34 protein-coding genes and 2 tRNA genes are annotated in these 25192 nt (G+C 64.0%); 10 read left to right on the forward strand and 26 right to left on the reverse strand.

Annotation, left to right across the window (positions count from 1 at the left end):
* Positions 1-35 precede the first annotated feature (35 nt).
* The gene (locus U5914_RS00090; RefSeq protein ID WP_336133291.1) at positions 36-1538 is read left to right on the forward strand and encodes a class I adenylate-forming enzyme family protein; all 1503 of its coding nucleotides are present in this window, start codon (positions 36-38) and stop codon (positions 1536-1538) included.
* A 118-nt stretch (positions 1539-1656) separates the two neighbouring features.
* Here U5914_RS00090 and U5914_RS00095 read toward each other — a convergent pair whose 3' ends face one another.
* Both U5914_RS00095 and mvk read right to left on the reverse strand, forming a co-directional pair.
* On the reverse strand, positions 1657-2388 hold the full coding sequence (locus U5914_RS00095; protein WP_336133292.1) for an isopentenyl phosphate kinase: 732 nt from the start codon (positions 2386-2388) through the stop codon (positions 1657-1659).
* On the reverse strand, positions 2385-3377 hold the full coding sequence (gene mvk, locus U5914_RS00100) for a mevalonate kinase (RefSeq protein ID WP_336133293.1): 993 nt from the start codon (positions 3375-3377) through the stop codon (positions 2385-2387). Before mvk ends, U5914_RS00095 begins: the two co-directional genes overlap by 4 nt.
* A gap of 83 nt (positions 3378-3460) precedes the next feature.
* Here mvk and U5914_RS00105 point away from each other — a divergent pair, with 83 nt between their 5' ends.
* Positions 3461-3982, forward strand: a complete 522-nt coding sequence (locus U5914_RS00105; protein WP_336133294.1) for an NUDIX hydrolase — start codon at positions 3461-3463, stop codon at positions 3980-3982.
* A 33-nt stretch (positions 3983-4015) separates the two neighbouring features.
* Here U5914_RS00105 and rpsB read toward each other — a convergent pair whose 3' ends face one another.
* The 15 genes from rpsB to U5914_RS00180 form a co-directional block, all read right to left on the reverse strand.
* Complete coding sequence (gene rpsB / locus U5914_RS00110) at positions 4016-4834, reverse strand: 30S ribosomal protein S2 (protein ID WP_336133295.1); 819 nt, start codon at positions 4832-4834, stop codon at positions 4016-4018.
* On the reverse strand, positions 4831-6033 hold the full coding sequence (gene eno / locus U5914_RS00115) for a phosphopyruvate hydratase (RefSeq protein ID WP_336133296.1): 1203 nt from the start codon (positions 6031-6033) through the stop codon (positions 4831-4833). The genes rpsB and eno overlap by 4 nt, the downstream gene beginning before the upstream one ends.
* The gene (locus U5914_RS00120; protein WP_336133298.1) at positions 6034-6207 is read right to left on the reverse strand and encodes a DNA-directed RNA polymerase subunit K; all 174 of its coding nucleotides are present in this window, start codon (positions 6205-6207) and stop codon (positions 6034-6036) included. It abuts the gene before it with no gap.
* On the reverse strand, positions 6204-6398 hold the full coding sequence (locus U5914_RS00125; RefSeq protein WP_156708642.1) for a DNA-directed RNA polymerase subunit N: 195 nt from the start codon (positions 6396-6398) through the stop codon (positions 6204-6206). The genes U5914_RS00120 and U5914_RS00125 overlap by 4 nt, the downstream gene beginning before the upstream one ends.
* Positions 6399-6410: 12 nt before the next feature.
* The gene (locus U5914_RS00130; RefSeq protein ID WP_336133299.1) at positions 6411-6809 is read right to left on the reverse strand and encodes a 30S ribosomal protein S9; all 399 of its coding nucleotides are present in this window, start codon (positions 6807-6809) and stop codon (positions 6411-6413) included.
* The gene (locus U5914_RS00135; RefSeq protein ID WP_332312321.1) at positions 6803-7237 is read right to left on the reverse strand and encodes a 50S ribosomal protein L13; all 435 of its coding nucleotides are present in this window, start codon (positions 7235-7237) and stop codon (positions 6803-6805) included. Before U5914_RS00135 ends, U5914_RS00130 begins: the two co-directional genes overlap by 7 nt.
* Positions 7234-7587 carry a 50S ribosomal protein L18e gene (locus U5914_RS00140; protein ID WP_178291573.1) on the reverse strand — a complete coding sequence of 118 codons (354 nt, stop codon included), beginning with the start codon at positions 7585-7587 and terminating at the stop codon, positions 7234-7236. The genes U5914_RS00135 and U5914_RS00140 overlap by 4 nt, the downstream gene beginning before the upstream one ends.
* Positions 7588-7611: 24 nt before the next feature.
* A tRNA-Leu gene (locus tag U5914_RS00145) sits at positions 7612-7696 on the reverse strand.
* 144 nt (positions 7697-7840) lie between these two features.
* Positions 7841-8584 carry a DNA-directed RNA polymerase subunit D gene (locus U5914_RS00150; protein ID WP_336133302.1) on the reverse strand — a complete coding sequence of 248 codons (744 nt, stop codon included), beginning with the start codon at positions 8582-8584 and terminating at the stop codon, positions 7841-7843.
* Position 8585: 1 nt separating this feature from the next.
* Positions 8586-8969 carry a 30S ribosomal protein S11 gene (locus U5914_RS00155; RefSeq protein WP_336133303.1) on the reverse strand — a complete coding sequence of 128 codons (384 nt, stop codon included), beginning with the start codon at positions 8967-8969 and terminating at the stop codon, positions 8586-8588.
* A complete protein-coding gene (locus U5914_RS00160) occupies positions 8970-9494 on the reverse strand; it encodes a 30S ribosomal protein S4 (protein ID WP_178291570.1) in 525 nt (174 codons plus the stop codon).
* On the reverse strand, positions 9494-10012 hold the full coding sequence (locus tag U5914_RS00165) for a 30S ribosomal protein S13 (protein ID WP_336133304.1): 519 nt from the start codon (positions 10010-10012) through the stop codon (positions 9494-9496). Before U5914_RS00165 ends, U5914_RS00160 begins: the two co-directional genes overlap by 1 nt.
* Positions 10013-10028: 16 nt before the next feature.
* Positions 10029-10112, reverse strand: a tRNA-Ser gene (locus U5914_RS00170).
* Between the two features lie 229 nt (positions 10113-10341).
* Entirely contained in the window at positions 10342-10572 is a 231-nt protein-coding gene (locus U5914_RS00175) for a DUF7976 family protein (RefSeq protein WP_336133305.1), read from the reverse strand.
* Positions 10573-10575: 3 nt separating this feature from the next.
* Complete coding sequence (locus U5914_RS00180; RefSeq protein ID WP_336133306.1) at positions 10576-11619, reverse strand: Mrp/NBP35 family ATP-binding protein; 1044 nt, start codon at positions 11617-11619, stop codon at positions 10576-10578.
* Between the two features lie 128 nt (positions 11620-11747).
* On the opposite strand from U5914_RS00180, the gene moaA reads away from it, so the two are divergent.
* Positions 11748-12731 (forward strand): GTP 3',8-cyclase MoaA, encoded by a 984-nt coding sequence (gene moaA / locus U5914_RS00185; RefSeq protein WP_336133308.1) that lies wholly within the window; start codon positions 11748-11750, stop codon positions 12729-12731.
* 46 nt (positions 12732-12777) lie between these two features.
* On the opposite strand, the gene U5914_RS00190 is transcribed toward moaA, so the two are convergent.
* From U5914_RS00190 to U5914_RS00205, 4 genes are all read right to left on the reverse strand, one after another.
* A complete protein-coding gene (locus U5914_RS00190) occupies positions 12778-13668 on the reverse strand; it encodes a hypothetical protein (RefSeq protein ID WP_336133309.1) in 891 nt (296 codons plus the stop codon).
* Between the two features lie 140 nt (positions 13669-13808).
* Positions 13809-14363 carry a CAP domain-containing protein gene (locus U5914_RS00195; RefSeq protein WP_336133310.1) on the reverse strand — a complete coding sequence of 185 codons (555 nt, stop codon included), beginning with the start codon at positions 14361-14363 and terminating at the stop codon, positions 13809-13811.
* Positions 14364-14419: 56 nt separating this feature from the next.
* On the reverse strand, positions 14420-15316 hold the full coding sequence (locus tag U5914_RS00200; RefSeq protein WP_336133311.1) for a hypothetical protein: 897 nt from the start codon (positions 15314-15316) through the stop codon (positions 14420-14422).
* Positions 15258-16103: a PKD domain-containing protein gene (locus U5914_RS00205; RefSeq protein WP_336133312.1), complete on the reverse strand. Its 846-nt coding sequence runs from the start codon at positions 16101-16103 to the stop codon at positions 15258-15260. Before U5914_RS00205 ends, U5914_RS00200 begins: the two co-directional genes overlap by 59 nt.
* Before the next feature lie 224 nt (positions 16104-16327).
* On the opposite strand from U5914_RS00205, the gene U5914_RS00210 reads away from it, so the two are divergent.
* Positions 16328-17644, forward strand: a complete 1317-nt coding sequence (locus U5914_RS00210; RefSeq protein ID WP_336133313.1) for a sensor histidine kinase — start codon at positions 16328-16330, stop codon at positions 17642-17644.
* Here the strand turns inward: U5914_RS00210 and U5914_RS00215 are convergent.
* Positions 17641-18126: a DUF7960 family protein gene (locus U5914_RS00215; RefSeq protein ID WP_336133314.1), complete on the reverse strand. Its 486-nt coding sequence runs from the start codon at positions 18124-18126 to the stop codon at positions 17641-17643. The two genes, U5914_RS00210 and U5914_RS00215, sit on opposite strands and share 4 nt — an antisense overlap.
* A gap of 152 nt (positions 18127-18278) precedes the next feature.
* Here U5914_RS00215 and U5914_RS00220 point away from each other — a divergent pair, with 152 nt between their 5' ends.
* Complete coding sequence (locus U5914_RS00220; RefSeq protein WP_336133316.1) at positions 18279-19316, forward strand: tyrosine--tRNA ligase; 1038 nt, start codon at positions 18279-18281, stop codon at positions 19314-19316.
* Between the two features lie 79 nt (positions 19317-19395).
* Positions 19396-19662 (forward strand): hypothetical protein, encoded by a 267-nt coding sequence (locus U5914_RS00225; protein WP_336133317.1) that lies wholly within the window; start codon positions 19396-19398, stop codon positions 19660-19662.
* Here the strand turns inward: U5914_RS00225 and U5914_RS00230 are convergent.
* Positions 19659-19985 carry a winged helix-turn-helix transcriptional regulator gene (locus U5914_RS00230; protein WP_336133319.1) on the reverse strand — a complete coding sequence of 109 codons (327 nt, stop codon included), beginning with the start codon at positions 19983-19985 and terminating at the stop codon, positions 19659-19661. The genes U5914_RS00225 and U5914_RS00230 overlap by 4 nt on opposite strands.
* A 228-nt stretch (positions 19986-20213) precedes the next feature.
* Here U5914_RS00230 and U5914_RS00235 point away from each other — a divergent pair, with 228 nt between their 5' ends.
* Both U5914_RS00235 and U5914_RS00240 read left to right on the forward strand, forming a co-directional pair.
* Positions 20214-20456, forward strand: coding sequence for a transcriptional regulator (locus tag U5914_RS00235; protein ID WP_336133320.1), 243 nt, complete (start codon positions 20214-20216; stop codon positions 20454-20456).
* Positions 20457-20511: 55 nt separating this feature from the next.
* On the forward strand, positions 20512-21486 hold the full coding sequence (locus U5914_RS00240; protein WP_336133322.1) for an aldo/keto reductase: 975 nt from the start codon (positions 20512-20514) through the stop codon (positions 21484-21486).
* Positions 21487-21496: 10 nt separating this feature from the next.
* On the opposite strand, the gene U5914_RS00245 is transcribed toward U5914_RS00240, so the two are convergent.
* The gene (locus U5914_RS00245) at positions 21497-22387 is read right to left on the reverse strand and encodes a PGF-CTERM sorting domain-containing protein (RefSeq protein ID WP_336133324.1); all 891 of its coding nucleotides are present in this window, start codon (positions 22385-22387) and stop codon (positions 21497-21499) included.
* A 186-nt stretch (positions 22388-22573) separates the two neighbouring features.
* On the opposite strand from U5914_RS00245, the gene U5914_RS00250 reads away from it, so the two are divergent.
* Positions 22574-23224 (forward strand): helix-turn-helix domain-containing protein, encoded by a 651-nt coding sequence (locus U5914_RS00250; RefSeq protein WP_336133326.1) that lies wholly within the window; start codon positions 22574-22576, stop codon positions 23222-23224.
* Here the strand turns inward: U5914_RS00250 and U5914_RS00255 are convergent.
* Both U5914_RS00255 and U5914_RS00260 read right to left on the reverse strand, forming a co-directional pair.
* Positions 23221-23712 carry a hypothetical protein gene (locus U5914_RS00255; protein ID WP_336133327.1) on the reverse strand — a complete coding sequence of 164 codons (492 nt, stop codon included), beginning with the start codon at positions 23710-23712 and terminating at the stop codon, positions 23221-23223. The two genes, U5914_RS00250 and U5914_RS00255, sit on opposite strands and share 4 nt — an antisense overlap.
* Positions 23713-23800: 88 nt before the next feature.
* Positions 23801-24310 (reverse strand): macro domain-containing protein, encoded by a 510-nt coding sequence (locus U5914_RS00260; protein ID WP_336133328.1) that lies wholly within the window; start codon positions 24308-24310, stop codon positions 23801-23803.
* Between the two features lie 118 nt (positions 24311-24428).
* On the opposite strand from U5914_RS00260, the gene U5914_RS00265 reads away from it, so the two are divergent.
* Entirely contained in the window at positions 24429-25124 is a 696-nt protein-coding gene (locus U5914_RS00265; protein ID WP_336133330.1) for a YqjF family protein, read from the forward strand.
* Positions 25125-25192 lie beyond the last annotated feature (68 nt).

Consider the following 25192-nt stretch of genomic DNA (forward strand, 5'->3'; position numbering starts at 1 on the left):
ACACGCTTATGGCTGGCCGCGACCAGCGCGTGGGTATGAACCTCTACGAGCGATTCGCACGGCAGGCCAGAGCACGACCGGAACGAGCGGCAGTCATCGACCCCGATGGCGAGGACATCACCTATCGCGACCTGCAGGAGCGGGCGGCCGCAGTCGCCGCGTTCCTCGAAGACCGAACCCAGGTCGGCGACCGGGTCGCAGCACTGATGCTCGACAACGCCACCGTCCTCGCGGTCGCGCTCGGGACCTGGCGCGTCGGCTGTGCGTTCACGCCCGTCAACTACCGCTTCGGGCCCGACGAGGTGGCATACGTGCTGGACGACATCGACCCCGAAGTCGTCGTCCACGATGGGGTGTTCGCGAACACCGCCGAGGAGGCCGCCGGAGGAGCAGGGTGCAGCGATGCCCTCATCGCCGGCCACGCAGGCGAGTTCGACGCGGATGTGTTCGGTGACCCGGCCGACGCCCCGGAGCCGGTCACGCGACTGGACGACGAAACCGCTATCGTCATGCACACCTCGGGCACGACGGGCGACCCGAAGGGCGTCGTCCAGACCCACCGGAACGTCGGCGCACAGGTCGACGCCGGCATCGCGACCTACGACGTGACCACCGACGATACTGCCGTCGTCTCGGTCCCGCTGTTCCACGTCGGCGGCTTCCACGGCGCGACGCTGATGGGTCTGTTCACCGGTGGCTCGGTCGTCATTCACCCGGCGTGGGGCGCCGCCGAATGGGCACGGCTAGTCGAGGCCACCGACGCGACGATCACCGGCCTCGTCCCCGCGATGATGGTCGACGCGCTGGACAGCGACGCCGCTCGCGAACACGACACCTCGTCGCTCCGGATGTGTTTCTACGGTGGCAGTCCAGCCACCGAGTCGACGCTGACAGCCTTCGAGGAGGCCTTCGCAGTCGACGAACTGCTGAACTACTACGGCCAGACCGAAGCCGCAGGGCTGACGGTCGCCGGGACGCCGGAGACGCCACGTACGGCCGGCGCGCTCGGCAAGCCGGTTCCGAGCGTGGAGGCACGCGTCGTCGACCCCGAGACTGGCGATGACATCACGGATGGCGAGGATGGAGAACTCTGGCTCCGTGGGGATAGCGTCATGCCCCGCTACTGGGGGGCACCGGAGTTGACCGACCGCGCCTTCGATGGTGAGTGGTTCCGAACCGGCGACGTGGTCAGACGGGAGGACGGTATCCTCTATTTCGTCGACCGTCTCGACGACATCGTCCTCTCCGGGGGCGAAAAGGTCGCACCCTCCCGGGTCGAGGACGTCCTCGCGGAGATGGATGGCGTCGATGCTGTTGCGGTCTTCGGAACACCACACGACCGACTGGGCGAGGCAGTCACTGCGGCTATCGTCGGTGACGAGTCGCTATCGACCGACGACGTGGCGGCATTCTGTGAGAACCACGCCGGCCTCGCCGGCTACGAGAAGCCCCGCCGAATCCACTTCGTGGATTCCTTCCCGCGGACCGGCAGCCAGAAGATAGACAAGACGGCTCTCGTCGAACAGGTCGGCGAATAGGCGAACAGGCGACAGGACGCCCCAACAGCCTCCGGCACGTCCTGTCGCACACCCGCTGTGCGTGCCGGAGCGGCTCAGTCGAACACGAGGCGTCTGCCCGCGCGTTCGTATAAAAACCTTAGCCGATTCGAGTGCCGGGATTTTCTCCGGCGATGAACCCATCGAGGCCGTCGATATCGAAGATGTACGCAGGGGCATCGAGGCCGAGGAGTTCCCGAACCTTCGCGGCCATCCCACCTGTCACGTCGGTCGCGTCACTTCCGCCAAGGGCGTTGGCAACGTCGTCGAAGGAGTCGATTCGGTCGATAACGTTCTCCTCGGCATCGTAGACGCCCGGAACCGCCGAACAGACACCGACTCGGTCGGCATCGAGCGCGTCGGCCAATGCGACGACGATTTCGTCACCTGAGATGACCGTCGCGCCGGCGGACTCGTGGACGACGACGTCGCCGTGGAGCACGGGGGCGAACCCTTCGGAGAGCATCGTCGCTAACTGGTCGGTGGGGAGGGAAAGCTCACCCGCCGAATCGCGACTGGCGACCGAAAACGGATGGACCGGAACCGCCGGGACCTCCGCCGCTGCGAGGGCGTCTACGACCGCCCCGTTCAGTTCCTTCATCGCGCCGTGAATCGCCCGAACAGCTACCGGGTCGTGCGTTCCGTCCGTCGTCGAGACGCCGTGTTCGGCGGCGTAGGGGTGGCCGAAACTCCCGCCGCCGTGGATGACCACGAGGTCCTCGTCGACCGCGGCGATGGCATCAGCCGCACGCGAAAGGTTCCGCTCGTCGACAGTTTCGGGTACGTCCTTGTCAGTGACCACGCTGCCGCCGAGTTTCAGGACCGTCGTCATTCGGATTCCACCCGGACGCCATCGGTATCGAGTTCCGCGCGGAAGGCCGCCTCACACCCCGGTGTGTATTCGAGTGCCGTCTTCGTCTGCTCGGTGCGGTCCAGCGCGACGATACAGCCGCCCCCACCCGCTCCCGTTAGCTTCGCGCCGAGGGCGTCGGCCTCTCGGGCGGTCCAGACCATCGAATCCAGCGTCCGCCCGGAGACGCCGAGCGCGGACAGCAGACCGTGGTTGAAATCCATCAGGCGACCCAACTCTTCGAGGTCGTCGTTCCGCAGCGCGGACTCGCCGTTGCGGACGATATCACCGATGGACTCGACGGTGTTCTCGGCGAATTCGTACTCTTCCTTCAGTTTTCGGACGCCGGCGACGAGTTCCCCGGTATCGCCGGAGCCACCGTCGTAGCCGACGACGAAGGGGAGGTTCGAGACGCCCTCGATGCGCCGACAGTCGTCGCCCTGTACGCGAACGACGCCCCCCATCGCCGAGCAGAACGTATCCGCGCGGGAGGCCTGCCCGTCCTGCACCTCGTATTCGACCTGATAGGCCCGGTCGGCGATTTCTATCGGGTCGAGTTCGACGCCGAGTTCCCGGGTTCCTGCGTCGATACCGGCGACGACGACGGCCGCCGAGGAGCCGAGTCCCGCACCCAGCGGGATATCGCTTTCGACGGTGATGTCGAAGCCCGCGTCGGGGGCGTCGGCGGCGTCCCGCGCCTGTTCGAGGGCGTTGTCTATGTAGCCCATCGCGGCCTCCACCAGCGGCGTCGGAACGTTCACGTCCGGGCGGTCGCCGGATTCGCCGCCCCACATGACGGTAAAGCCGTCCAGCGTGAGTTCGTCGGCCTCGACGCGAACCCGGTCGTCGTCGCGTTCCTCGACCGTGACGCGGGCCCGCCGCTCGATGGCACAGGGGACGGCCGGCTCGCCGTAGACGACCGCGTGCTCGCCGAAGAGGTATACCTTTCCGGGAGCGCTCGAAGTGGTCATATCTCGTGGTTACCCGGCGTGGGCAAAAGCCTATTCGAACGCGATAGAGTAACGCCCAAGCCGCTGGGGGCCCCAGTCAGGTCGTGGTCGTGGAACTGATTCGCCACGTCAACGGTCTCGTCGCCGATTTCGCCGCCGACTACGGCGAGGTAGACCTCGTCGGCCGCCGCGTCGACTGCGAACCGGACGCCTACGACGCCCTCGTCGAAACATTCGATACCTTCGGCGTCGTCGGCGGTGCGGGCTGTCGCGTCCGTGACGCCGACGGCCGCGTTCTGTTGGCTCGCTATGAGGGCGCCGACGGCTGGGTCGACCCCGGCGGCAGCCGCCATCCCGGCGAATCCTATCGGGAATGTGCCGAGCGAGCGATACGAGAGACGACCGGCATCGAAGCCTGCGTCGACGATATCGCGCAGGTGCATCTGCTCTACATGGACGACTGGACCGACCGAGACCCGGTGCCGAACCCGTATGTCAGTTTCGAGGCGACGCCCGTCGGCGGCGACCTACGGGCTGGCGATGGCGTCGCCGAATTGCGGTGGGCGGAGTCAGTCCCGGAGAACCTGTTGTACGAGGAACTCGCGGAGCTATCGCTACCGGGATAGCGGACCGCCGAAAACACGAAATCTCGAACCGGCTTAGAGCTCGGTCTCGAAGTCGTCGAGACCGTAGGTGGGTTCGGCGCCGCGGCGGTCGAGCGTCTCGTTGGCCAGCAGCCAGTAGATGACGCTGAGCGCCTTGCGACCCTTGTTGTTCGTCGGGACCACGAGGTCGACGTTCGACGTCGTGTTGTTGGAGTCACACATCGCGATGACCGGGATGCCGACCGTGATGGCCTCCTTGACGGCCTGGCTGTCACCGATGGGGTCGGTGACGACCACGACGTCGGGTTCGATGTAGCCGTCGTAGTCGGGGTTGGTCAGCGTACCGGGGATGAAGCGGCCGGTGCGGGCGCGGGCGCCCACGGCGTCGGCGAACTTCTCGGCCGGGAACCGACCGTACTGTCGCGAGGAGGCGACCAGAATCTGCTCGGGGTCGTAGTTCGAGAGGAACGACGCCGCCGTGCGGATACGCTGGTCGGTCGTCGAGACGTCGAGGACGTAGAGTCCGTCCGTTCGGACGCGGTGGATGAACCGCTCCATGGACTTCGTCTTCTGCTGGGTACCGATGTGGACACCGGCAGCCAGGTAGTCCTCGACGGGGATGAGGAGGTCCGTCTCGTCGTCGGGCATGACGTCCTCATCGAGGACCGGCTCCTCGTCGGCCTCGTCTACTGCTTCGGCCTCGTCGGCCTCGTCGGCCGCCTCGGCGGGCTGTTCGTCGTCGGTAGGTTCGGCGTCGACCTCCGCGGCCTCCTCGGCCGCCTCGTCGAGGTCCTCGTCGAGCTCTTCTTCGAGCTCATCGAGTTCCTCGTCGATGTCGGACGCGTCGAACCCTTCTTCTTCGTTGTCGCTCATGCGTTTGCCTCGATTCGAATGAGTTCGTTCAGCTTGGCGGTGCGCTCGCCGCCGACCGCGCCCGTCTTGATAAAGGGGGCGTCGGTCGCGACGGCGAGGTGTGCGATGGTCGTATCCTCCGTCTCACCGCTGCGATGGGAGACGACGGGGTCGTAGCCGTTCCGAACGGCGAGTTCGATTGCGTCGAAGGCGTCGGTCAGCGTCCCGATCTGATTCGGCTTGATGAGGATGCTGTTTGCGGCGCCGACGTCGATGCCATCGGCGAGTCGCTCGGTGTTGGTGACGAAGAGGTCGTCACCGCAGATGAGCGTCCGGTCGCCGACGCGGTCGGTCAGTTCGGCGAAGCCCTCGTAGTCGTTCTCGTCAAGCGGGTCCTCGACGTAGACGAGACCGTACTCGTCGACGAGGTCGGCGATGTAATCGATTTGCTCGTCGGGCGTACGCGTCTTGTCGCCGTAGCGGTAGACGCCCTCGTCGGCGTCGTACAGTTCGGCACCGGCGACGTCGAGCCCGAAGGCGATATCGAAGCCGACCTTGTCCTCGACGGTCTCGACGGCTTCCTCCATAATCTCGAAGGCCTCGGCGTCGTCGATGGACGGCGCCCAGGCTCCCTCGTCGCCCTTCCCGGCGGGAAGGTCCCGCTCGGTGAGGATGTCGTGGACCTCGCCGTGAACCTCGGCGTTGGCGAAGACGGCGTCGGCCACGGAGGGAGCACCGACTGGCGCCGCGAGGAACTCCTGAATGTGCGTGGCGTCCGCGGCGTGTTCGCCGCCGCCGATGACGTTCCCGAGCGGAGTCGGGAAGTCACGGCCACGGAAGGCGCCGCCGAGATGCTGGTACAGCGGCGCACCGAGCACGTCGGCGGCGGCCTTCGCGGCGGCCATCGAGATGGCGACCGCGCTATTGGCGCCGATTTCCGAGAAGTCCTCGGTGCCGTCGGCACCACGGAGGGCCTGGTCGACGCCGCGCTGGTCGCCGGCGTAGACCTGGCCTTCGAGACGCGGGACGGCGAGTTCGCGGGCCGCGGCGATAGCCTCCTCGGCCGGCCGCTCGATGGCCTCGTACTCGCCGGTCGACGCCCCCGAGGGGGCTGCGCCACGACCGAAACCACCGCTTTCGGTTCGCACCTCGGCCTCGACAGTCGGATTGCCGCGACTGTCGAGGATGCGGCGGAGCCGTACCTCCGTGATGAGCGTCATCTACTCCTCACCTCGACGGACGGTGAACGGCAGGACGCCAGCGTCGTACTCCTCGGCAGCGACGAGAATCGGCTCCGTCTGGTCCGTCTCGATGAGCACCGGCGCGCCGTAGGACACCTGCAGGGCTCGCGCCCCGAGGATGCGTGCCTTCTCGTAGCGGTTGGAGCCTCTCATTGGTAGGGGGATACGATGTCGACGAGGTCTTTGTGGGAGACAAGCATGCGACGACAGCATGCGCGGTCGACGCCAAGCTCGTCGAGCACCTCTGCGGGGTCCTCGTCACCCTCGCGGGCGCGAGCTTTGAACTCCTCCCAGTGCTCGCCGACGACTTTACCGCACGTGAAACACCGGACCGGTACCATCATGACTGAATCACCTTAGCGGTAGGACTTCTGGTAGCGTGCCCGTGCGCCGGGGCCGCCCCACTTTTTCGGTTCGGACTGGCGCACGTCGTTGACCAGCAGCGAGCGGTCGAAGGACATGAACGCATCGCGAAGCTCGGCGTCGTTGGTGTGTTCGACGAGCCCACGAGCGATGGCCGTTCGCACGGCGTCGGCCTGGCCGGAGAAGCCGCCTCCAGCGACGTTCACGTCGACGTCGACCTCATCGCGGAGGTCCTCGTCGGCGATACGGAACGGTTCGAGCATCTTCAGCTGCGCCTGCTCGGGTTCGACCAGCTCGACGGGCGTGGAGTTAATCCGCACCCGACCGGAGCCGTCGGACACCGTCGCGCGTGCGACAGCCGTCTTCTTCTTGCCGGACGTGTTGGTTACCATGTTACGTTAGCACCCAGGTTCTCGCTGATTTCGCCCAGCGAGATGAACTTGATGTTCGACAGTCGGTCCAGCGAGGTGTCCTCGAGAACCTCCGCCTCGTCGTAGGGGTTGCCCACGTAGACGCGGACGTTCTCGAAGGCCTCGCGGCCCTTGGTCTCCTTGTAGGGGACCATACCGCGAATCGCGCGCTTGAAGATGCGGTCCGGACGCTTGGGGTATTCGGGCCCACGGTCCGAGCCGACGTTGGCGCGCGTCTGGTAGGTCTCCATCACGTCTTCCTCGCGGCCCGTGATGACAGCGTTTTCGGCGTTGACGACGGCGACGGTTTCGCCGTCGAGCGCACGCTGTGCGACCTGCGAGGCGACACGACCCATGATACAGTCGCGGGCGTCGACGACGACGTCCGCATCGAATTTCGCGTAACTCATCGGATCACCCGCACGTTCGAGCCGTCGGGGTTGTTTTCGAGTGCCTGTTCGAGTTCGATTGCGTCGCCTACCTGGTCGATCTTGGTTTCGGCCGTCGACGAGAAGTCGACAGCTGCGACGGTGACCTCCTTGCGAAGGGCACCGGACCCGAGCACCTTGCCGGGCACGATGACGGTTTCGTCCTCCCGGGCGTATCGTTCGATACGACCCAGGTTGACCTCCGCGTGCGTGCTCCGGGGCTTTTCGAGGCGCTCGGCTACATCGTTCCAGACCTCGCCGCCGCCGTTGCGGGCGGTCGACTTCAGGTCAGCGATGAGACTAGAAAGCCTCGGGTTCGTTTTGCTACTCATCGGTTATCTCTCCTGAGAAGTGGATGCAGGGAGCAGGATTTGAACCTGCGGACCTCTACAGGACAGCGCCCTGAACGCTGCGCCGTTGGCCTGACTTGGCTATCCCTGCGCGCAATAGTGTGTTCTTGGCCCCCACTAAAGCCCCTTTCGGTCCACCGTCGTGTGGTGGTTCCGGCCGCCGAGCGCGCGGTCGCGCCGCCGCTCGTGGCCGGGGAATGCGTCGTGGTTGGGGTGTGGGGAATCATCGTCGTTGTTACAGTTGAACCGCTTCTTCGAGTTCTTCGGCTCGGACCTCGATGCTCTCGACGGCCTGCAGGACGAGGTCCTCGACCGACAGCGAGCCGTCGGATTCGACGTCGAAGACGAAGGCGTTCGGCACGTCCTCGATTTCGACCTCCTTGCCCGGATACCGCTGGCTGAGGTCGTTGTCGAACTCCTCGGTCGGAATCAGTTCGCCGTCCTCCTCGATGACGCCGCGGATGATCTCCGGTTCTTCGTCCTCGAACTCGCCTTTCTCGCCGACGACGTTGACACGCTGGAGGTGTCGGTAGCCGACGGCCACGCCGCCCTGATGTTTGGCGTGGTCTCTCCCGAGGCCGAGTTCGGCGTCGGCTTCGAGTTCGAGCCGCTGGCCTTCTTTGAGTTCGATGATGGGGACGTTCTCCTCGGCCGGCTGGACCTTGTCGTCGCTGGAGACGAGGTCGCCCGAGTACGCGGTGTCGGGCCCCTCGACGTCGATTGCCAGCGTGACGGTGTCACCCGGCTCGTAGTCGTCCGGCGTCGAAAGCGGGATGAGGCCGAGACGAAGCGCGATCTGCTCGTCGAACATGACCGACGAGTTCTCGATGACACGCACGGTGTCGATCGAGAGCGTCGGCACGTCGGCGACCATCGCCCGGCGGATGCCGTTGGCGAAGGCGGGGCTGACGCCCCGGACGAGGAAGCGGGCGCTCCGTTCGTCGCGGTCGATGAACTCTACCTCGAATTCTTCACTCATGTTAGAATCCTGCGTTCTTCGGGCCGCGGGTACCGTCGTGCGGAATCGGGGTCACGTCCTCGATGCGACCGATCTCGAGGCCGGCGCGAGCCAGCGCACGAATCGTCGCCTGCGCGCCCGGCCCGGGGTTCTTCTGCTGGTTGCCGCCGGGGCCGCGAACGCGGACGTGAACGCCGTCGATGCCGGCGTCCTGTACCTCTTCGGCGACGACTTCGGCCATCTGCATGGCGGCGTACGGGGACGCCTCGTCGCGGTTCTGCTTCACGACCGTCCCGCCGGAGGACTTCGTAATCGTCTCGGCGCCGGTCAGGTCCGTTACCGTGATGATCGTGTTGTTGAAGGAGGCGTAGACGTGTGCGACGCCCCACGTGTTGTCGTCTGCCATTTATTGACCCTCCGCTCGTTCGGGGTGGAGTTCGTCGGCCAGCGGACTGGTCTCGTCGAACTCGATGTCGTCCTCGATGGCGACGTCGACCTTGTAGGACGGCGCGGTGACGCGTGCGCCCTCGACGGTGACGTGGCCGTGGTTGATGAACTGACGTGCCTGCTTGGCCGTGTTGCCGACGCCCTTGCGGTAGGCGACCGTCTGGAGTCGCCGCTCGAGGATGTCGGTCACGTCCAGCGACAGGATGTCGTCGAGGCTGTCGCCCTCGTCGAGGACGCCGATGCGCTTGAGGCGAGCGAGGAAATCGCTGCCGGCCTCGGCGGCCTCTTCGGCGTCACCCTGTGCTTCACCGAGGAGGCGACGAGCTTCACGGCGGTAGTCACGCAGTTCGGACTGGGCGCGCCAGAGTTCTTCCTTGTTGCTGAGACCGTACTGGGTGACGAGGTCGGCCTCTTCGGCGATACGCTCACCCTGGAAGGGGTGGTTCGGGGTTTCGTAGAACTTCGTGTTGCTTCCGAGCGCCATTATTCTTCCTCACCCGCTGCTTCTTCTTCGGCCTGTTCTTCCTTGATGGCCTCGACGTTGACACCGATGGTGCCCTCGGTACGACCCGTGGACTTCGTCCGCTGACCGCGGACCTTCTGTCCGCGCTTGTGTCGAATCCCGCGGTAGGACTCGATCATCTTCATGCGGTTGATGTCCTGCCGTCGAGTCATCTGGAGTTCGTTGCCGATTTCGTGGGTCGTCTCGCCGCTGAAGAAGTCGTTCTGGTGGTTCGTGAGCCACTCGGGGACTTCGTCGGCGTAGCCTTCGACGTGTTCGATGATCTCGTCGATCTTGTCTTCGTCGAGGGCACCGATGGTGTCGCGGCGGTCGACGTCGGCTTTCTCTGCGATAATGCGAGCGACGCGTCGACCGATACCGTTCATGTCGGTCAACGCACGCTCGACGCTTTTCGTCCCGTCGAGGTCGGTCTGTCCGATACGGACGAAGTACTGAATGTCCTCGTCTTCTTCGTCCGCTTGGGGTTCTTCTGCACTCATATGTGGGTTGGATTAGCGTCGTGGCGGGGATTTGAACCCCGGAGGCTTGCGCCACAGAGTTAGCAACCCTGCGCCTTGGGCCATGCTTGGCTACCACGACTCGCGTGTGGGTATCCTCGCCCTCTCGGACTCGGGGCCGGGGCCCCTACATCGATTGCGTATCTCGCTACCCGACCGGCGTACTTAAACACAACGATAGTCCGCCCTCGTGTGACCGCCTCGCGTACGACGACACATCCCACGCCCGTCGGGGGATTATCCCACCTCTGTCTCGGAGACCAGCACGTCGAAGCCCCCCAAAAGTAGCACCCGCCGTGACAGCCGACCCGTCAGTCCCGCTCGGGCAGGCCGCCGCGTTCCTTGATGTCCAAAATGTTCCGCACGTTCCGATAGATCTCCGCGGGGGTCGTCTCCTCGTCGGGGTCGTAGAGGTCCGACACTCGGTAGAGCATCGCCGCGAGTTGCTCGCTTTCCGAACTGTCTCCACGAACGTCCTCGGCGACTTCCCGGAGGAGTTCGACCCGTTCGGGGTCGTCCGCGAATGAGTCGCCGTCGCTCATGAATCAGCGGTTGTCGCCGGCCTTCCGACGACTGACGATGCCCTGCATGCGCGAGGTCTCACGCGCCACCTCGCGGAACGCCTCGCCGGTCTCGTCCTCGTCGTTCAGCACGATGGGGCCCCCCTCGTCGCCGCCCTCGCGGACCGAGGGGTCCAGCGGGATCCGACCGAGGAACGGCATGTCGACGTCCTCGGCGAACTCCTCGCCACCACCTTTGCCGAAGATGTCGTGTTCGGAGCCACAGTCCGGACAGATGTACCCGGACATGTTCTCGACGATACCGAGCACCGGCGTATCGTGCTTGCCGAACATCCGCAGGCCCTTGCGGGCGTCGTCGAGGGCGACCTCCTGCGGCGTCGTCACGATGACCGCACCCGACACCGGAACCGACTGCAGCAGCGTCAACTGCGTGTCGCCCGTTCCCGGCGGCAGGTCGACAATCATGTAGTCCAAAGAGCCCCACTCGACGTCCTCCCACAGCTGGGTCAAGACCTTGTGGACCATCGGCCCACGCCAGATGACCGGGTCGTCCTCGCCGACGAGGAAGTCCATGCTCATCAGTTTCATTCCGTACTTCTCTGGCGGAACGATGTTCTCGTCGTGGGTCGCCTTCGGACGCTCGTCGGCGTCGACCATCCGCGGGACGTTCGGCCCGTAGATGTCCGCGTCGAAGAGACCAACGCGGGCGCCCATCTGCGACAGCCCTGCCGCGAGGTTCACCGCGACCGTCGACTTCCCGACGCCACCCTTCCCCGAGGCGACGGCGATGACGTTCTCGACGCCCGGCAGGACCTGCTCGTCGGAACTCAGCTCCGTGTCGATGCTCGCCGACAGGTCGAGTTCGAGGCCCGTATCGGCCAGCGCCTCGCGAACTTCGCCCGCCATATCCGTCTCCGTCGGCGAGTATGGCGCCCCCAGTGCGAGGTCGATAGAGACGGTATCGCCGTCGATGCGCACGTCGTTGACCAAGCCGAGCGAGACGATGTCGTCGCCGAGTTCCGGGTCCTCGACCGTCGACAATCGGTCGAGAATCGCGTCTTCATCCATGCGTATCGATAGGCCGCGAAGCGCCGATAAGGGTTGTGGAGCCCGATACCACTGTATGTAACCACATGCAGTTACGGAACCCCCCAACTCGGCGTCGATTTTAAGCAACTCTACGCGAACTCCCACCTATGCTTGAGGACGGCTTCGGCCGTGAGGTTACTGGGGTCCGCATCTCGCTGACGGACAGGTGCAACTTCGATTGCGTCTACTGCCACAACGAGGGCCTCGGCGACACCCGTGGCCCGATGGAACCCGCCGACGACGAGATGTCGACCGACGACGTCGTCCGCTTTCTCGACGTCGCCGCCGAGTTCGACGTCGACTCCGTGAAATTCACTGGCGGCGAACCCATGCTCCGCGATGACCTCGAAGAGATCGTCCGACGCACCCCCGACTCGATGGAAACGTCGCTAACCACCAACGGCACCTTCCTCCCCGAACGCGCCGACGACCTCGTCGACGCCGGCCTCGAACGCGTCAACATCTCACAGGACGCCCTCTCGCCCAAGGCCTTCCGCGAGGTCACCAAAAGCGCCGCCTACGACGACGTCATGGCAGGCATCGACGCCGCCCTCGATGCCGGCCTCGACCCCGTCAAACTCAACATGGTCGTCTTCGAGAAGACCGCCGGCTACGTCCCCGAGATGGTCGACCACGTCGCCAACAACGACGGCCTCCAACTCCAACTCATCGAGTACATGCCCGAACTCGCCGGCCGCCCTGAATGGGCCGTCGACATCGACCGCGTCCACGACTGGCTCGAAGAGCAAGCTGATCGCATCGAACAACGCGAGATGCACGGCCGCCGACGTTACTGGGTCGGCCCCGACGATAGCGCGGAGACGGCAACGGGGATGGTCGAGATCGTCGATCCCGTCGGCAACGCCGACTTCTGTGCCAACTGCCATCGCGTACGTGTGACGCACGAGGGATATCTAAAGGGCTGTCTGAACCGGAACGACGACCTCAAAAGCATGGGTGAGATGACGAAACCCGAAATCCGCGAGACGTTCCGCGAAACCGTCGACGAACGAGTTCCATATTATGGGGAGTATATGGTGCAAGACGAAGAGGGAGAGTGGGTTTTTAATGAGGAGTATATTGGGGCGTGAGCAACCTTTCTTGACCGGCCCGGGCCGTGTGGGAGCCGCCTGACGACTATCCGCTATTCCCGACCGAACAGTCCTCGACAGCGGCGTCGACACGCGCGTCTGCTTCTGCTACGAGTCCGTCCGCTCGCGCCGTCTCACCCGCGCGGCCGGCGTGGGAGGCTTTTACCAGCGTGTCGGCGACGGCGATGAAACCCTCCGACTGACACTCGAAGCCGATGACCGGGGACGCGAAGACTTCGACATCGCGTTCGATAGCTGTCTCGAGGCGCTCAGAGCCGCCGATGAAATCCGAACGTGCCTGCGTCGCTGCCGTCTTGGCCCTCGAATAGCTCGTCTCTTCCAGCGCAGTGAAGGCGTTTCGGGTTCGTACGAGCCCCCGTACGTACGCCTCAACCCCCGCCGTGCCTGGCTCCCACCGCGAAAGCAGCGTCGAGACGTACGCCTGTTCGTCGCGCTCGGCAGCCGCATCGAAGGCAGGAACCGCCGGCGTCACGGGATCGGTCACCGATGCTAACGCCTCCGTGGCCGCCCGGTGACGTTCGGACGCGGCTTCAAGATTCGTTCGACTGTTCTGGGCCATCGTAAGAGCTTCCCCCGCCTGCCGCGCGGCGAAAGCCTGCAGTACGATGTCGAGGTACGAGAACGTCTGCACGAGCGCCAGATACTCCCCATACTTCGCGCTCGTGTACGAGGCGAGATCAAGCAGTGCCTCGATTCGCTCAACTCGCTCGCCGTCGGCATCGCCTTCGACGCCTGACAGCACCTCACGAGCCTCGGTTATCGGCTCCGTCACTACCGCCGATTCCACCTCGCTTGCTTCGGCGAACTTGGTGTCCGTGACAATCCCGATGCGCCCGTCGACAATCACCTCCATCGCCTCCAACTCCTCGAGAGCCGAATCAAGGCTCGACCGAGCCGTCGCGATGGCCTCGTCCACGCGGTCCGATCTCTCCGTTGGGGTGCCCGTTGACGTGACGCTGTCCGTCGGGTCCTGCACAGCACTACAACCCGCGACACCCCCGACAGCGGCGGAAGCACACGCCGTCAACAGCGCCCGCCGGCTCATTCCGTCCGAACTCATCCGTCAATCTCCGTGTCGCGCCCCGAAAACAGCATCGTGGCGTAGAAGAAATCGTCACTCGTTACGCAAACTCCGACACCGGCCTCGACGTAGTCCTCGTCAAGAATCGCTGATCGATGTGGGGGTGAATCCATCCAAGAGTCGACGAAGTATTTAGCGACTTCTTCGATGGAGGTCTTAGCAGGGTATGGCGGAGTGTATGTGGTGATTATCTCGCTAGAAACGTGCGTATCATATCCATACTTTTCTAAACGATCTCCGTGGCTTTCACCATCTGGATTATCGTGCCCAATAAAATCGCGCTTAGCCATATCGTTCGAATGGATTCGTGCTATCTTGGCGAGGTCTTCTTCATAAGCGACTCGCTCGTAGTTTCGTAGCACCCTCTGTTTATTAGCATACATATGTGTCGTTTTCTCAATTATTTCGACATCAGGGAAATACTCGCTCTTTGAGGGCGTAATCTCCGGCAGAGGCTTCGGACTGGCTGTTTCTGTGGACGGTCGGTTCTCTGAGCTCGTACAACCAGCTATTGCTGCATTAAGTACCATACCAGTCGTTGTTATGAATCTTCGTCGTTTTGTCATCGTATTAGACTATTTTAATTTCAAATTCCGGGAAGTGCGTACCCCGTGTCATTGTTCGGATCAGGAGTATCGCTGGAACCCTCTGAATTGCTATCGTTTGAGGAAGAAGCAGACTCCGACGTAGAATCACTTTCTGGAGCGGTATATCCTACGCTGGAATCTCCGCTACCAGTTCCACTCAAATGATTACTCGATTCAGAGGCTTTGCTCTGGTTGTTTGAATCATCCCCGTCATCGCTGCTGGGAGCTATATAGCCGACCCCAGAATTCGGATCGTTGGTCGATTGGCGAGTACCGTATGAATAATCCGGACCTTCTTCAGAATCCCTTTTAGAAGAAGTGTCGGGACCACCACCAGACGGCCCAACGCTACCCGTTACGTTCTTTGCTACTTGCTGAGGATTACTATGATCTACCGCGAAAACAACGGTCACGTCGTCTGCTCCTTGGGCATCAATTCCGTCTAATATGTCCCCTTCGGCGAGCACTCGATGTTCGTTAATGACAATCTCATTGCCATGTCCAGTCCAAGCGTTACCGTCTGTATTTTCCACCCGGTTGACTATCTCCCGTGCTTTTTCGCCAGATAACTCCACTTCCACTACGTAGCCGTTTCCGGATGTTACTATATCTCGTGGCGCATCGCCGAACGTTGCTGCAAAGCCTCGTGCAGCGTGTTGCAATCTTCCGATTGCGCTATCAGTCGGTCTATCAATTACGGCGAGATTGTCGTTGTCATCTCCCGCGTTTGCGACTGTATTCTCAGTTCCAGATATTACGACAACTTCATTCCTCTGCTGAGTGGTCGAACAGTCCTCTACATTAATCGTAGTCGACGCCGAGGCAGTCTCACCGGAATCAGCAGTAGCGGTGTAGGTGATACTGTGATGCCCGATCTCGTCGCCCTCGAATGGCATCGGTGCGCTCCACGACCCGGCGTAGCGACTGTTCGTGAGGGGTTTCGACCGTCGGTTCGAGCCGTGTCTCATCGCCACGGCAAAGATCGATAGTGCTAGGTAAATCCACCTCTAGAGGAGCTTTCGAACCGCTTTGTCCGAGACATTCAGCGTGGTTCTCGGCAAAGTACTCCCCGTCGTTGCATGTCGCCTCTGTTTGGGCAGGTTCAGGGCCGGCAACTGTCGAAGTCTCCGAAGGATTGTCAGCGTATGGCTCCACATTCAGGACGGCTGAGTCGGTGCGTCCAGCCTCATCGTAGACGGTGGCCTGAACGCGAGCAGCGTCAGTTTTGAGAAAGACCATCGATACCGACGACTCGGCCGAGCGACCGTCGAGGGAGCGAATCGTGGCATTCTCCCCGTCGACGCGCCAGACAATCTCGTCGAGGGGCGCACCGTCCGCAACGACGTCAGCGAAGTACGTGACACGGTCACCGGTTTCGGGCGCGGGATTGCCAGTCAAATCGATTTTTGGGCCGGCGTCCTCGACGGTGATGTACAATGTGTCGGTCGATGTGTTTCCAGCAGCATCAGTGACAGTGACGGTTGCCTCGTATTTGCCGGGCGTCGTGGGTTTAAACGATGTCTGCGCACATGCCGTACAGGCAGGCATGAGCGTTCGGTCGTTCGGCGTCTCGATACGCCATTCGTAACTCTCGATCGTTCCATCCGGGTGTATCGACCCGGTGGCATCGAGTTGGACCGTCGTATTCACGGGCACGGTCTGATCCAGCCCCGCGTCGGCCATCGGGCCTCCACCGGCGGCCACCACACCGCTTACGGCCAGTAGCCCAACCATAGCGAAACAAATTACGCGAAATCGATTCATCTAATCTATGGCGGATTAATCCTTCTTTCACGTATAAATATTCGGTGATATATCTAGATATCGACGATGGTTCGAGGTAGGAATCGGGCCGCACCCTTTTGTGGATTCGAGTCGATGGTACACCAACTCGGAGAAAGGGAGGGATGTCGGCACAGATACGGCGGATTCAGGTCGTCGGGCGCGAGATGACAGCGACACGAACCGTTCTGGACGGGCTCTCGGCGTTCGAAACGGAGCGAGTGGCCTCGGTCGCGGGCCTCGCCCAGCGCCAAGAGGGCCCCGTCGTTCTCGTGGCACCGGCATTGACCCGCGACATAGAGCATGCTGTGGCCGCGGTTCGCCGAATTGACGGCGCCAAAACGGTCGTTATCGCGGCCGACGAGGTGTCCGACGTTTCGGTGGATGCGGTCGTACCAATCGATGCTGAGACGATAGCCCGCCGAATGGAGGTGGTTCTCGAGAAGATGGCGACCGAGCGCGCGCGCCGTCGGACCCGACGACTGGAGGGCCTCGCCGGAGCAGACGAGACGGACCACGGTTCCGCTTCGAATGCCTCCGGTGAGGGCGTCTGTCGTCGGCTCGTCGAGTCGGGACTCTTCGACAGCGCGTGGGTTCTCGAAAGCGATGGTGGGGTCGCAGTTCCCTCGGCGGCGGCGGGAATACCGATATCGGCTCTCGGAACGTTCGAGACAGGCGACTGGCCGTGGACGCGAGCGATGCGTGAAGGAACCGCGGTCATCGACGACGATGGCGTTTCGACGGTCGCAGTTCCGTTCGACGGTGGCTGTGTAGTCGGAGTGACCACGGACCGAATCGACGGCGCCGAAATCGAACCGCTGTCCCGTCTCGCCGAGGAACTCGGCGCCTCCGGGCCGGCGGGGCGGCCGCCGTACGCGCTGCTCGGCGAGGCGATTACGCACGAGATAAACAACCATCTCGACCTCGCGACGGTCCATCTGGAGTTGGCCGACGGTGATGCCGAACACCTCGACCACGTCGAGGCCGCCCTGGAGCGAATCGAGGCGGTAACCGAGGAGGTGGGAGCGCTGGTCAGCCGAAGCGTCGATATCCAGCCGTGCTCGCTGGAGGCCATCGCCACGGACGTCTGGGAGAGCGCCTCGACGAGCGATGCGACGCTTCGTGGCAACGACGCGACCATCGAGGCGGACGAGGACCTTCTCCGACTCCTGCTGTCGAACCTGTTTCGGAACGCGGTACAGCACGGCGGCGACGCTGTCACCGTCGAGGTCGGACCGCTGGATGATGGTGGGTTCTACGTAGCGGACGACGGCGCGGGATTCCCCGACATCGACCCGGGCGCGCTGTTCGAGTGGGGCAAATCGGGGGGTAACAGTACGGGAATCGGGCTCGCGCTGGTCGAACTGGCCGCCGAACGGCACGGGTGGGAGGTCGATGCCACCGACTCGGATGGAGCCCGCTTCGAGTTTCGGGTCGACTAGTCGCTACCGGCGTCGAGACGGTCTTTTCTGGTAGTATCCGGTTCCACGCCGTCGAGGTCGGAAAGCGCCCATTCGACGATATGGGCTTCGACGAGGTCTCGGTCGTCGACGAGCGTGCCGTCCTCCTGCCACCGCGTTTTGGCGTTCTCGGCCTCCGAGAGCATCCGCTCTTCGAGGGGTGTCTGGTCGGGTTCCTCGCGGGTCGCGTTCAGCAGGGCTTCGAAGTCCTCCCGCAGGACGAACGAGGCGCGAGCGGCGTTGCATCGCGACAGCGGACTCATTCCCGTCTTGAGAACGAGGTCGCGAACGGTCGCCCAATCGTCCTCGCAGAAATACAGCGACACCTCACCCTCGATGTCCCGCCATGCGATGGGGTCGGAGTGTTTCAGTAGTTGTACCGCTCGTGGCGGGATGTCGATGCGGTGGTCCGGGTCCGGTCGGCCGCAGAGACAGCAGGGCTTCTCCGTGCGCCCGGTGTACATACTGTAGATTCGGGCTGCTTGCCGTTTGGATATGCCGCCACCGGCCGGTCGTGCCGGGACCGCGGGCCCGCCGTCACCCCACACCTCTGCTATTCGATACCATTCGTGGCCATACCCGAACGTTTTATCGGCCGCCTCACGGAACGTCGCCTATGGACACGGCCGAGCGGACCGAACTGGTCACCCGGTACACCGAGGAGGTCGTCACCGAGGCCGAGATCGAGGCGCTGTTCGAGGAACGCGACTCCCCGACCGCCTACATCGGCTATGCGCCCACCGGCGAGATGCACATCGGCCACTTCACGACGATGCGCAAACTCGCGGATTTCATCGAATCCGGCCTCGACGTGACGGTACTCGTCGCTGATCTGCACGCCCATCTGGACGACGCGAAGAGCCCCTTCGAACTGCTGGACGCGCGCTCGGCGTACTACGAGGCGGCCATCGAGGGCATGATCGAAGCCGCCGGCGCCGACCCCGACGGGGTCGAGTTCGTCCGCGGCACGGAGTACCAACTCGAAGACCCCTACACGATGGACCTCTACCGGATGCTCGCGGAGACGACGCTTTCGCGTGCACAGCGCGCCGGCAGCGAGGTCGTCCGCCAGTCCGAGAACCCGAAGCTCGGCGGCCTCGTCTACACGCTGATGCAGGCCCTCGACGTGGCGGCACTCGACGCCGACATCGCCTACGGCGGCATCGACCAGCGTGGCATCTACATGCTCGCCCGCGAGCAACTGCCGGACTTCGGCTACGACAAGCCGGCCTGCGTCTTCGCGCCGCTCCTATCGGGGCTTTCGGGCGGCAAGATGTCGGCCTCCGAGGAGACGTCGAAGATCAACCTCACGGACGACGACGACGCCGTCGCCGAGAAGATCGAAGGCGCTTACTGTCCCGCCGGAGAGACGGAGGGCAACGGCGTCCTCGAATACCTCGAATACCTCGTATTCCCCATCCTCGAGGAGCGCGGCGAGGAGTTCGTCGTCGAACGACCCGAGGAATACGGCGGCGACCTCGTCTACGACGACTACGACGACCTCGAAGCCGACTTCGTCTCCGGGGAACTCCACCCCGCCGACCTCAAGCCGGCCGCCGCGGCGGGCATCGCGACGGTCATCGACCCCGTTCGCGAACGCCTGCTCGACCAGTCGGAACTGCTCGAAGACGCCTATCCCGAAAAGTACGCGTAACGCGGACTTTCCTTCCATCGAGCAGCCGTTTCTGTCGGCTACCACCCACCGTTAAGCGCTGCCGACCGGAAGGTGGCGTATGCTTAACCTGAACCTCTCGGATTTCATGGTCGAGTTCAAAGAGGGTAGCGTCAAGAACGTCGGCCCGGCGACCAAGGAAGTGACGGCGAAACTCTTCGACGTCGAGGCGGCCGAGGCCCGCGAATTCGGCGATAAACGAGTCAAAGTCGTCGCCGAGGACGGGGAGGGCAACGAGGTACAACTGGCGCTGTTCCCGGAGCAGGTCGACGCGCTCGCCGACGATATCGAGGAACTACGTGCGGAGAGCCGCGTTTTCGAGGATTAGACACCGTCGAGCCACTCGTCGGCCCACGCCTCGATTTCGTCGAAGACGGGACACAGCGAGCGGCCCTTGTCGGTCAGCGAATAGTAGGTCGCGACGGGGGCGTCCTCTTCGAGGCGCCGCTCGACGAAGTCGGCGTCCTGCAGGTCGTCGAGCACGCGGGAGAGGGTCCGGGAGTTGGCGTCCGTCGAGCGCTTCAGTTCGTTGAACCGCTTTTCGCCGTCCTGAAGGTCGTGAAGCACGAGCAACCGCCATTTCGAGCCGATCTGCTCCATCGATTCGACGACGGGACAGGGAGCCTCGACCTGCTGAGGTACGTTCGACATACCCGTCGTAGGTCGTCCGGCAATAAATATTCACGCTCCGCCCGAGTCGCTGTCCGGTTTTCGGACGCCGGTAGCGAGGCGATTTTATCGACGTTTCTACTTCCGAAGTAAAGGAAAAACGGTTTCCACTGAAATCGGCTGAAACGCCACCATCATCCGTTTTCGCCCATTACAGGGCCTGACGAACGAAGGGGCACTTCTATTAGCGATGCCACGAGAGAGTCAGGTATGACCCACACGTGCCGGAACTGCAAGCGCACGTTCACCAGCAAACTCAAATACGAGCTCCATCGGGACACGTGCTCGGCGGAGGCGCTCATCTGCGAGCGCTGCGGCGAGCAGTTCGAGGAGCGGCGTGCGACCCGCGACGGCTGGCATTACGTCTGCCCCAACGAGGACTGCGCCGGTGAGGGCCTCGGCGAGGATCTCCACTCCGTCGGCGACTTCCGACTCGAAGCCAGCACCCAGTAGCCGCAGTCGCCGCCGCCTCGGCTAGGTTTTTCTCCCGCGGCCGTGAGGGGGCGGTATGGAGTATACGACCCTCGGTTCGACCGGCATCGAAGTCTCGCGGCTCTGTCTCGGCTGTATGAGTTTCGGCGACCCCGACTGGCGCGAGTGGGTCAACGGCGAGGAGTTCGGCCACGAACTCGTCGAGCGCGCCCGCGACCTCGGCATCAACTTCTTCGACACCGCCAACATGTACTCGCGCGGCGAAAGCGAGCGCATTCTTGGCGACGCCCTCGAAGGCCACCGCGAGGAAAGCGTCGTCGCCACGAAAGTGTTCTTCAAGATGCGCGAGGACGACCCCAACTCCGGCGGCCTCTCCCGGAAGACCATCGAGCAGGAACTGGATGCGTCCCTCGAACGGCTCGGCATGGATACCGTCGACCTCTATCAGATTCATCGCTGGGACTACGATACGCCCATTGAGGAGACGCTTCGGGCGATGGACGACGCCGTCCGCCGCGGGAAGGTCCGACACATCGGCGCGTCTTCGATGTGGGCCCACCAGCTGGCCGAGTCGCTACACACCAGCGACCGCGAGGGGCTCGAACGGTTCGCGACGATGCAGAACCACTACAACCTCGCCTACCGCGAGGAGGAACGCGAGGTCATGCCCCTCTGTGAGAAGGAAGGTCTCGGCGTCATCCCCTGGAGCCCGATGGCCCGCGGCTACCTCACGCGCCCACACGAGGAGTACATGTCCACCAAGCGCGCCGAGACCGACGACTACGCGCAGGAACACCCCTACGCGGACAACGGCGGCAAGGAGATCAACGAGCGCGTCCAGCAACTCGCCGCGGACAAGGGCGTCTCGATGGCCCAGATAGCCCTCTCGTGGGTCCTCCACAAGGACTGGGTCGACGCACCCATCGTCGGCGCCTCGAAGATCGAACACCTCGAAGCCGCCGTCGAGGCACTCGACATCAGCCTCTCGGCCAGCGATATCGAGTATCTCGAGGAGCCGTACGAACCCGTTCCGGTCTCGGGCTACGAATAAGGCAGAACCGCTATCGCCGACGGACGAGGAACGCGGCCGTCAACATCGAGAGAAGCGCGACGACCGGGCCGAAGCCGGGGCCGTCGCCGGGCGTCGGCGTCTGGACGACCTGTCCCTCCCACTCGGCGGCTGTTGGCGTCGGCGTCGGTTCCGCGGTTTCCGTTTCGGGACCGGGGGCTGGCGTCGCCGTCGCGGCGGCCGTCGCGGTCGGCGTCGCCGTCGTGGCCTCCCCACCGCTGTCCCCGGCCCCGTCGTCGGAATCGGCATCCGACCCCGAGTTCGAACCGGATTCCTCGTCATTTCCGGCGTCGGGCGTCAGGGTCGGTGTCTCCTGCGGTTCCGAGGGTGGGGGACCGAGTTCCTCGCGGGCTTCGGCCTCGCTTTCGAAGTCGCCGATCCAGAAGTAGTGGGACTCGCTGCTGAACGTGACCCGCTCGCCGTCGGGGGTGACGCCGGTCGTACTGCCGGTAATCCGGTACCAGCCCGGTTCGTCGGGGTTGTCGATGCAGTCCGCCACCGAGACGAACGCGTCGCCGTCGTTGAAGTGCGTCGAGGCGCCGAAGTCGCTCTCGCCGTTGAACTCCAACTCGAAGACGTCCTCGCCCGCCGAGAACCGCTTGACGTTGTTCTTGAGGCTCTCGTCGGTCTCGTAGCCCTCGTGCGTGTTGCCCCGGTCGATGCCGAGGACTTCGCCGTCATCGGACCCGCAACTCGCCCAACTGCCCGCTTCGTAGACGGCAGTCGTCTTCTCGAGGGTTTCGAGGTCCCTGCCGCCCTCCGCGACGACTATCTGCCCGTATTTCACGTCCGTCGCGCCGGGAGAGCGGTCCATCGGCTCGACGGTGAAGTTGGCCGCGTCGGGACCGTGGCTCGCCGTTGCGGTCCCGCCGAAAAGTGCCACAGCCCCAACCGCGACAGAGACCACCAGCAGCGCCGTGAATACGAAGCCAGCAGTCCGGGACGGAGCCATCGGTTCACAATCGCATACAGGATTGGCTCGGTTACGCCTACTGCCGTCTATCTACGGCCCCTTCTTGGTAGCGCGAGCAGGGGACATATATACCGGGGGTGCCAACCGTCGGCAACGATGCGGTACGTCAAGGTCTCCCTCATCCCCACGGAGGGTGACATCGACCCCGTCGGCGAGGAGATACAGCAGGAGCCATCGCTGACACGGGAGGCGATTCTCCACATCAACCGCCTGAACGACGGGACCGTCGTCCTTCTGACCCAACTTCGAGGCGACAGGGACGCCATCCTCGACATTCTGGAGAGCCACCGCGCCGTCATGTCGTACAACGTCTCGTCGCTCCGGGACGGCCTGCAGGCGTACATCCACGCCGAACCGACCCACATGGCCGCGGGCCTGCTCGGCCTCACGCAGGAACACGAGTTCGTCCTCGATACGCCCATCGAGTACGGCCCCGAGGGCGGGTTCCGGGTCGCACTCATCGGGCAGGAGGAGACCGTCCGACGCGCCATCGAGGACGTCCCCGAGGGCATCCGCGTCGAACTCGAACAGCTCTCGGATTACGACCCCGAACTCCGCGAACTCTCCTCGCTTCTGACCGACCGCCAGCGGGAGATACTCAACACGGCCGCCGATCTCGGCTACTACGAGGTGCCGCGGCGGGCGACCCATCAGGACATCGCCGACGAACTCGACCTCTCGACGACGACCGTCGGCGAGCACCTCCGCAAAATCGAGGCGCGGATGCTCTCCGAAATCGCCCACTAATCGATGCGGCTGGTCAGATAGGCCGTCCCGAACCCGACGAGGCCAGTCAGGAGGCTCACCTGTACCATCAGCGTCAGCAGCGCCGAGGGGTTCAGGGGGCCGTCACCGCCACCGCCACCACCGCCGCCCGGCGGCCCGAACTCCGAGAGAACCGCCAGCAGCGAGAACAGCGCGAGGCCGACGAACAGATAGAATCCGAGGAAGCCACCCGTTCCAGCGACGACGCCGGCGACGGCTTCCCGACCGGAGAGGCCGCGTCCGACCACGACGCCCGTGACACCGGAAGCGAGCGGGCCGACCGCATACGAGAAGAAGATGGCGACGAGGAACATGATGCCGACCTGCGTGTTGTCGAGCGGGTCGGTCCCGGGTTCGACGAACTGTTCGATGAAGAAGCTGATCGTGAAGTTCGACGCCAGCCCCACGCCGGCCCCGAGGAGGCCGAAGAGACCGATGACGGCCAGCAGATACGAGAGGCTCTTTCGCATGAATCGGGCTTGTCACCGGACCCACCTGTGGATGGTGCCGCGATACGACGGGGAATTAAATACGACTGGTGCGTGACGGTCGAAGGCCCTACTCGCCCGAAACCCCGCTGGTGACGCGCTCGACGGTCTCGTACTCGTCGTCGCTGTAGGCGATGAACCGGACGTCCGAGAGGGTTTCGGGGTCGTACGCGGCGATGGTCTCGGCGATGATGCGGGCGCCTTCCTCGATGTCGAACCCGGCGACGCCACAGCCGAGTGCCGGTATCACCAGCGACGCACAGCCCAGTTCGTCGGCCGTCTCCAGCGTGTTCCGCGTCGCCTCGCGGATGCTCTCGGCGGTCGCCTTCCCGTCGCCGTAGTGGGGCATCGCTGCGGCGTGAATCACGTAGTCGGCATCGAGGTCGTAGGCGTCGGTCACCGCGACCGCACCGAGGTCGACCGGCCCCTTCGAGACCGCCTCTTCGTTGATGCCCCGACCGGCGGCGCGTCTGAGCGCGCCAGCCACCCCGGAGCCCATCTGCAGGCTGGTCCCGGCGGCGTTGACGAGCGCGTCCGCCGACTGTGCCGCGATGTCTCCCTGTACCACCCGGAACTCCATGTGTCGTCGTTCATCGGCCGACAGCAAAAGTTCTGGGCACCCCCTGTGAGACGGTCGGCGCGGGTCGTAGACGGCCGGAAGCGGTAGCCCGAAAGCCCTCCGACCCCTACGTTCAGGTATGCGCCCGTTGCTCTCGATGCGGTGGCGCGACCTGCTGTTCGCCCATTGGTCGGTCGCCCCCGCGACCATCGCGGCGAAACTCCCGGACGAGGTCTCGGTCGACACCTACGAGGGCGATGCCTATCTCGGCGTCGTTCCCTTCGTCATGGACGACATTCGCGTGCGCGGCGCACCGCTGGGGTTGGGGTTCGGCGAACTCAACCTCCGGACGTACGTCACCGTCGACGGGACGCCCGGCGTCTACTTCTTCAACCTCGATGCGGACGACAGACTCGGCGTCATCCTCGCCCGGAAACTGTTCCGCCTGCCGTATTACCGCGCCGAGATGGACATCGAAACCACGGGGTCGGACGCGGACCGCGAGGTGTCGTTCCGAAGCCGACGCCGCACGACGGGCGTCTCATCCGCCCGGTTCGATGGCCGATACGGGCCCGACGGGGATTTCGCCACGCCCGAGGCGGACTCCCGGGCCGAGTTCCTCACCGAGCGCTACCGCTTTTATACGACCGACGACGGCGGGCGGGTCTACTACGGCGACATCGACCACGAACCGTGGTCGCTGGCCGAGGGGTGGGCCGACATCGAGGAGAACACCCTCTTCGATGCGAACGGGTTCGACCGCCCGGGCGGCGAGCCGATACTGCACTTCGCGGCGCCCATCGACGTGACGGCCGGCCGAATCAGGCGTCGATAGCCACCGGTCGGCGGTCGTCTCGGACATGCCCTACTAAATACGGCCGGGCCATAATCGCCGGTAATGGA

This window comes from Natronomonas amylolytica (genome assembly GCF_037031205.1).
Taxonomy (GTDB): Archaea; Halobacteriota; Halobacteria; order Halobacteriales; family Haloarculaceae; genus Natronomonas; species Natronomonas amylolytica.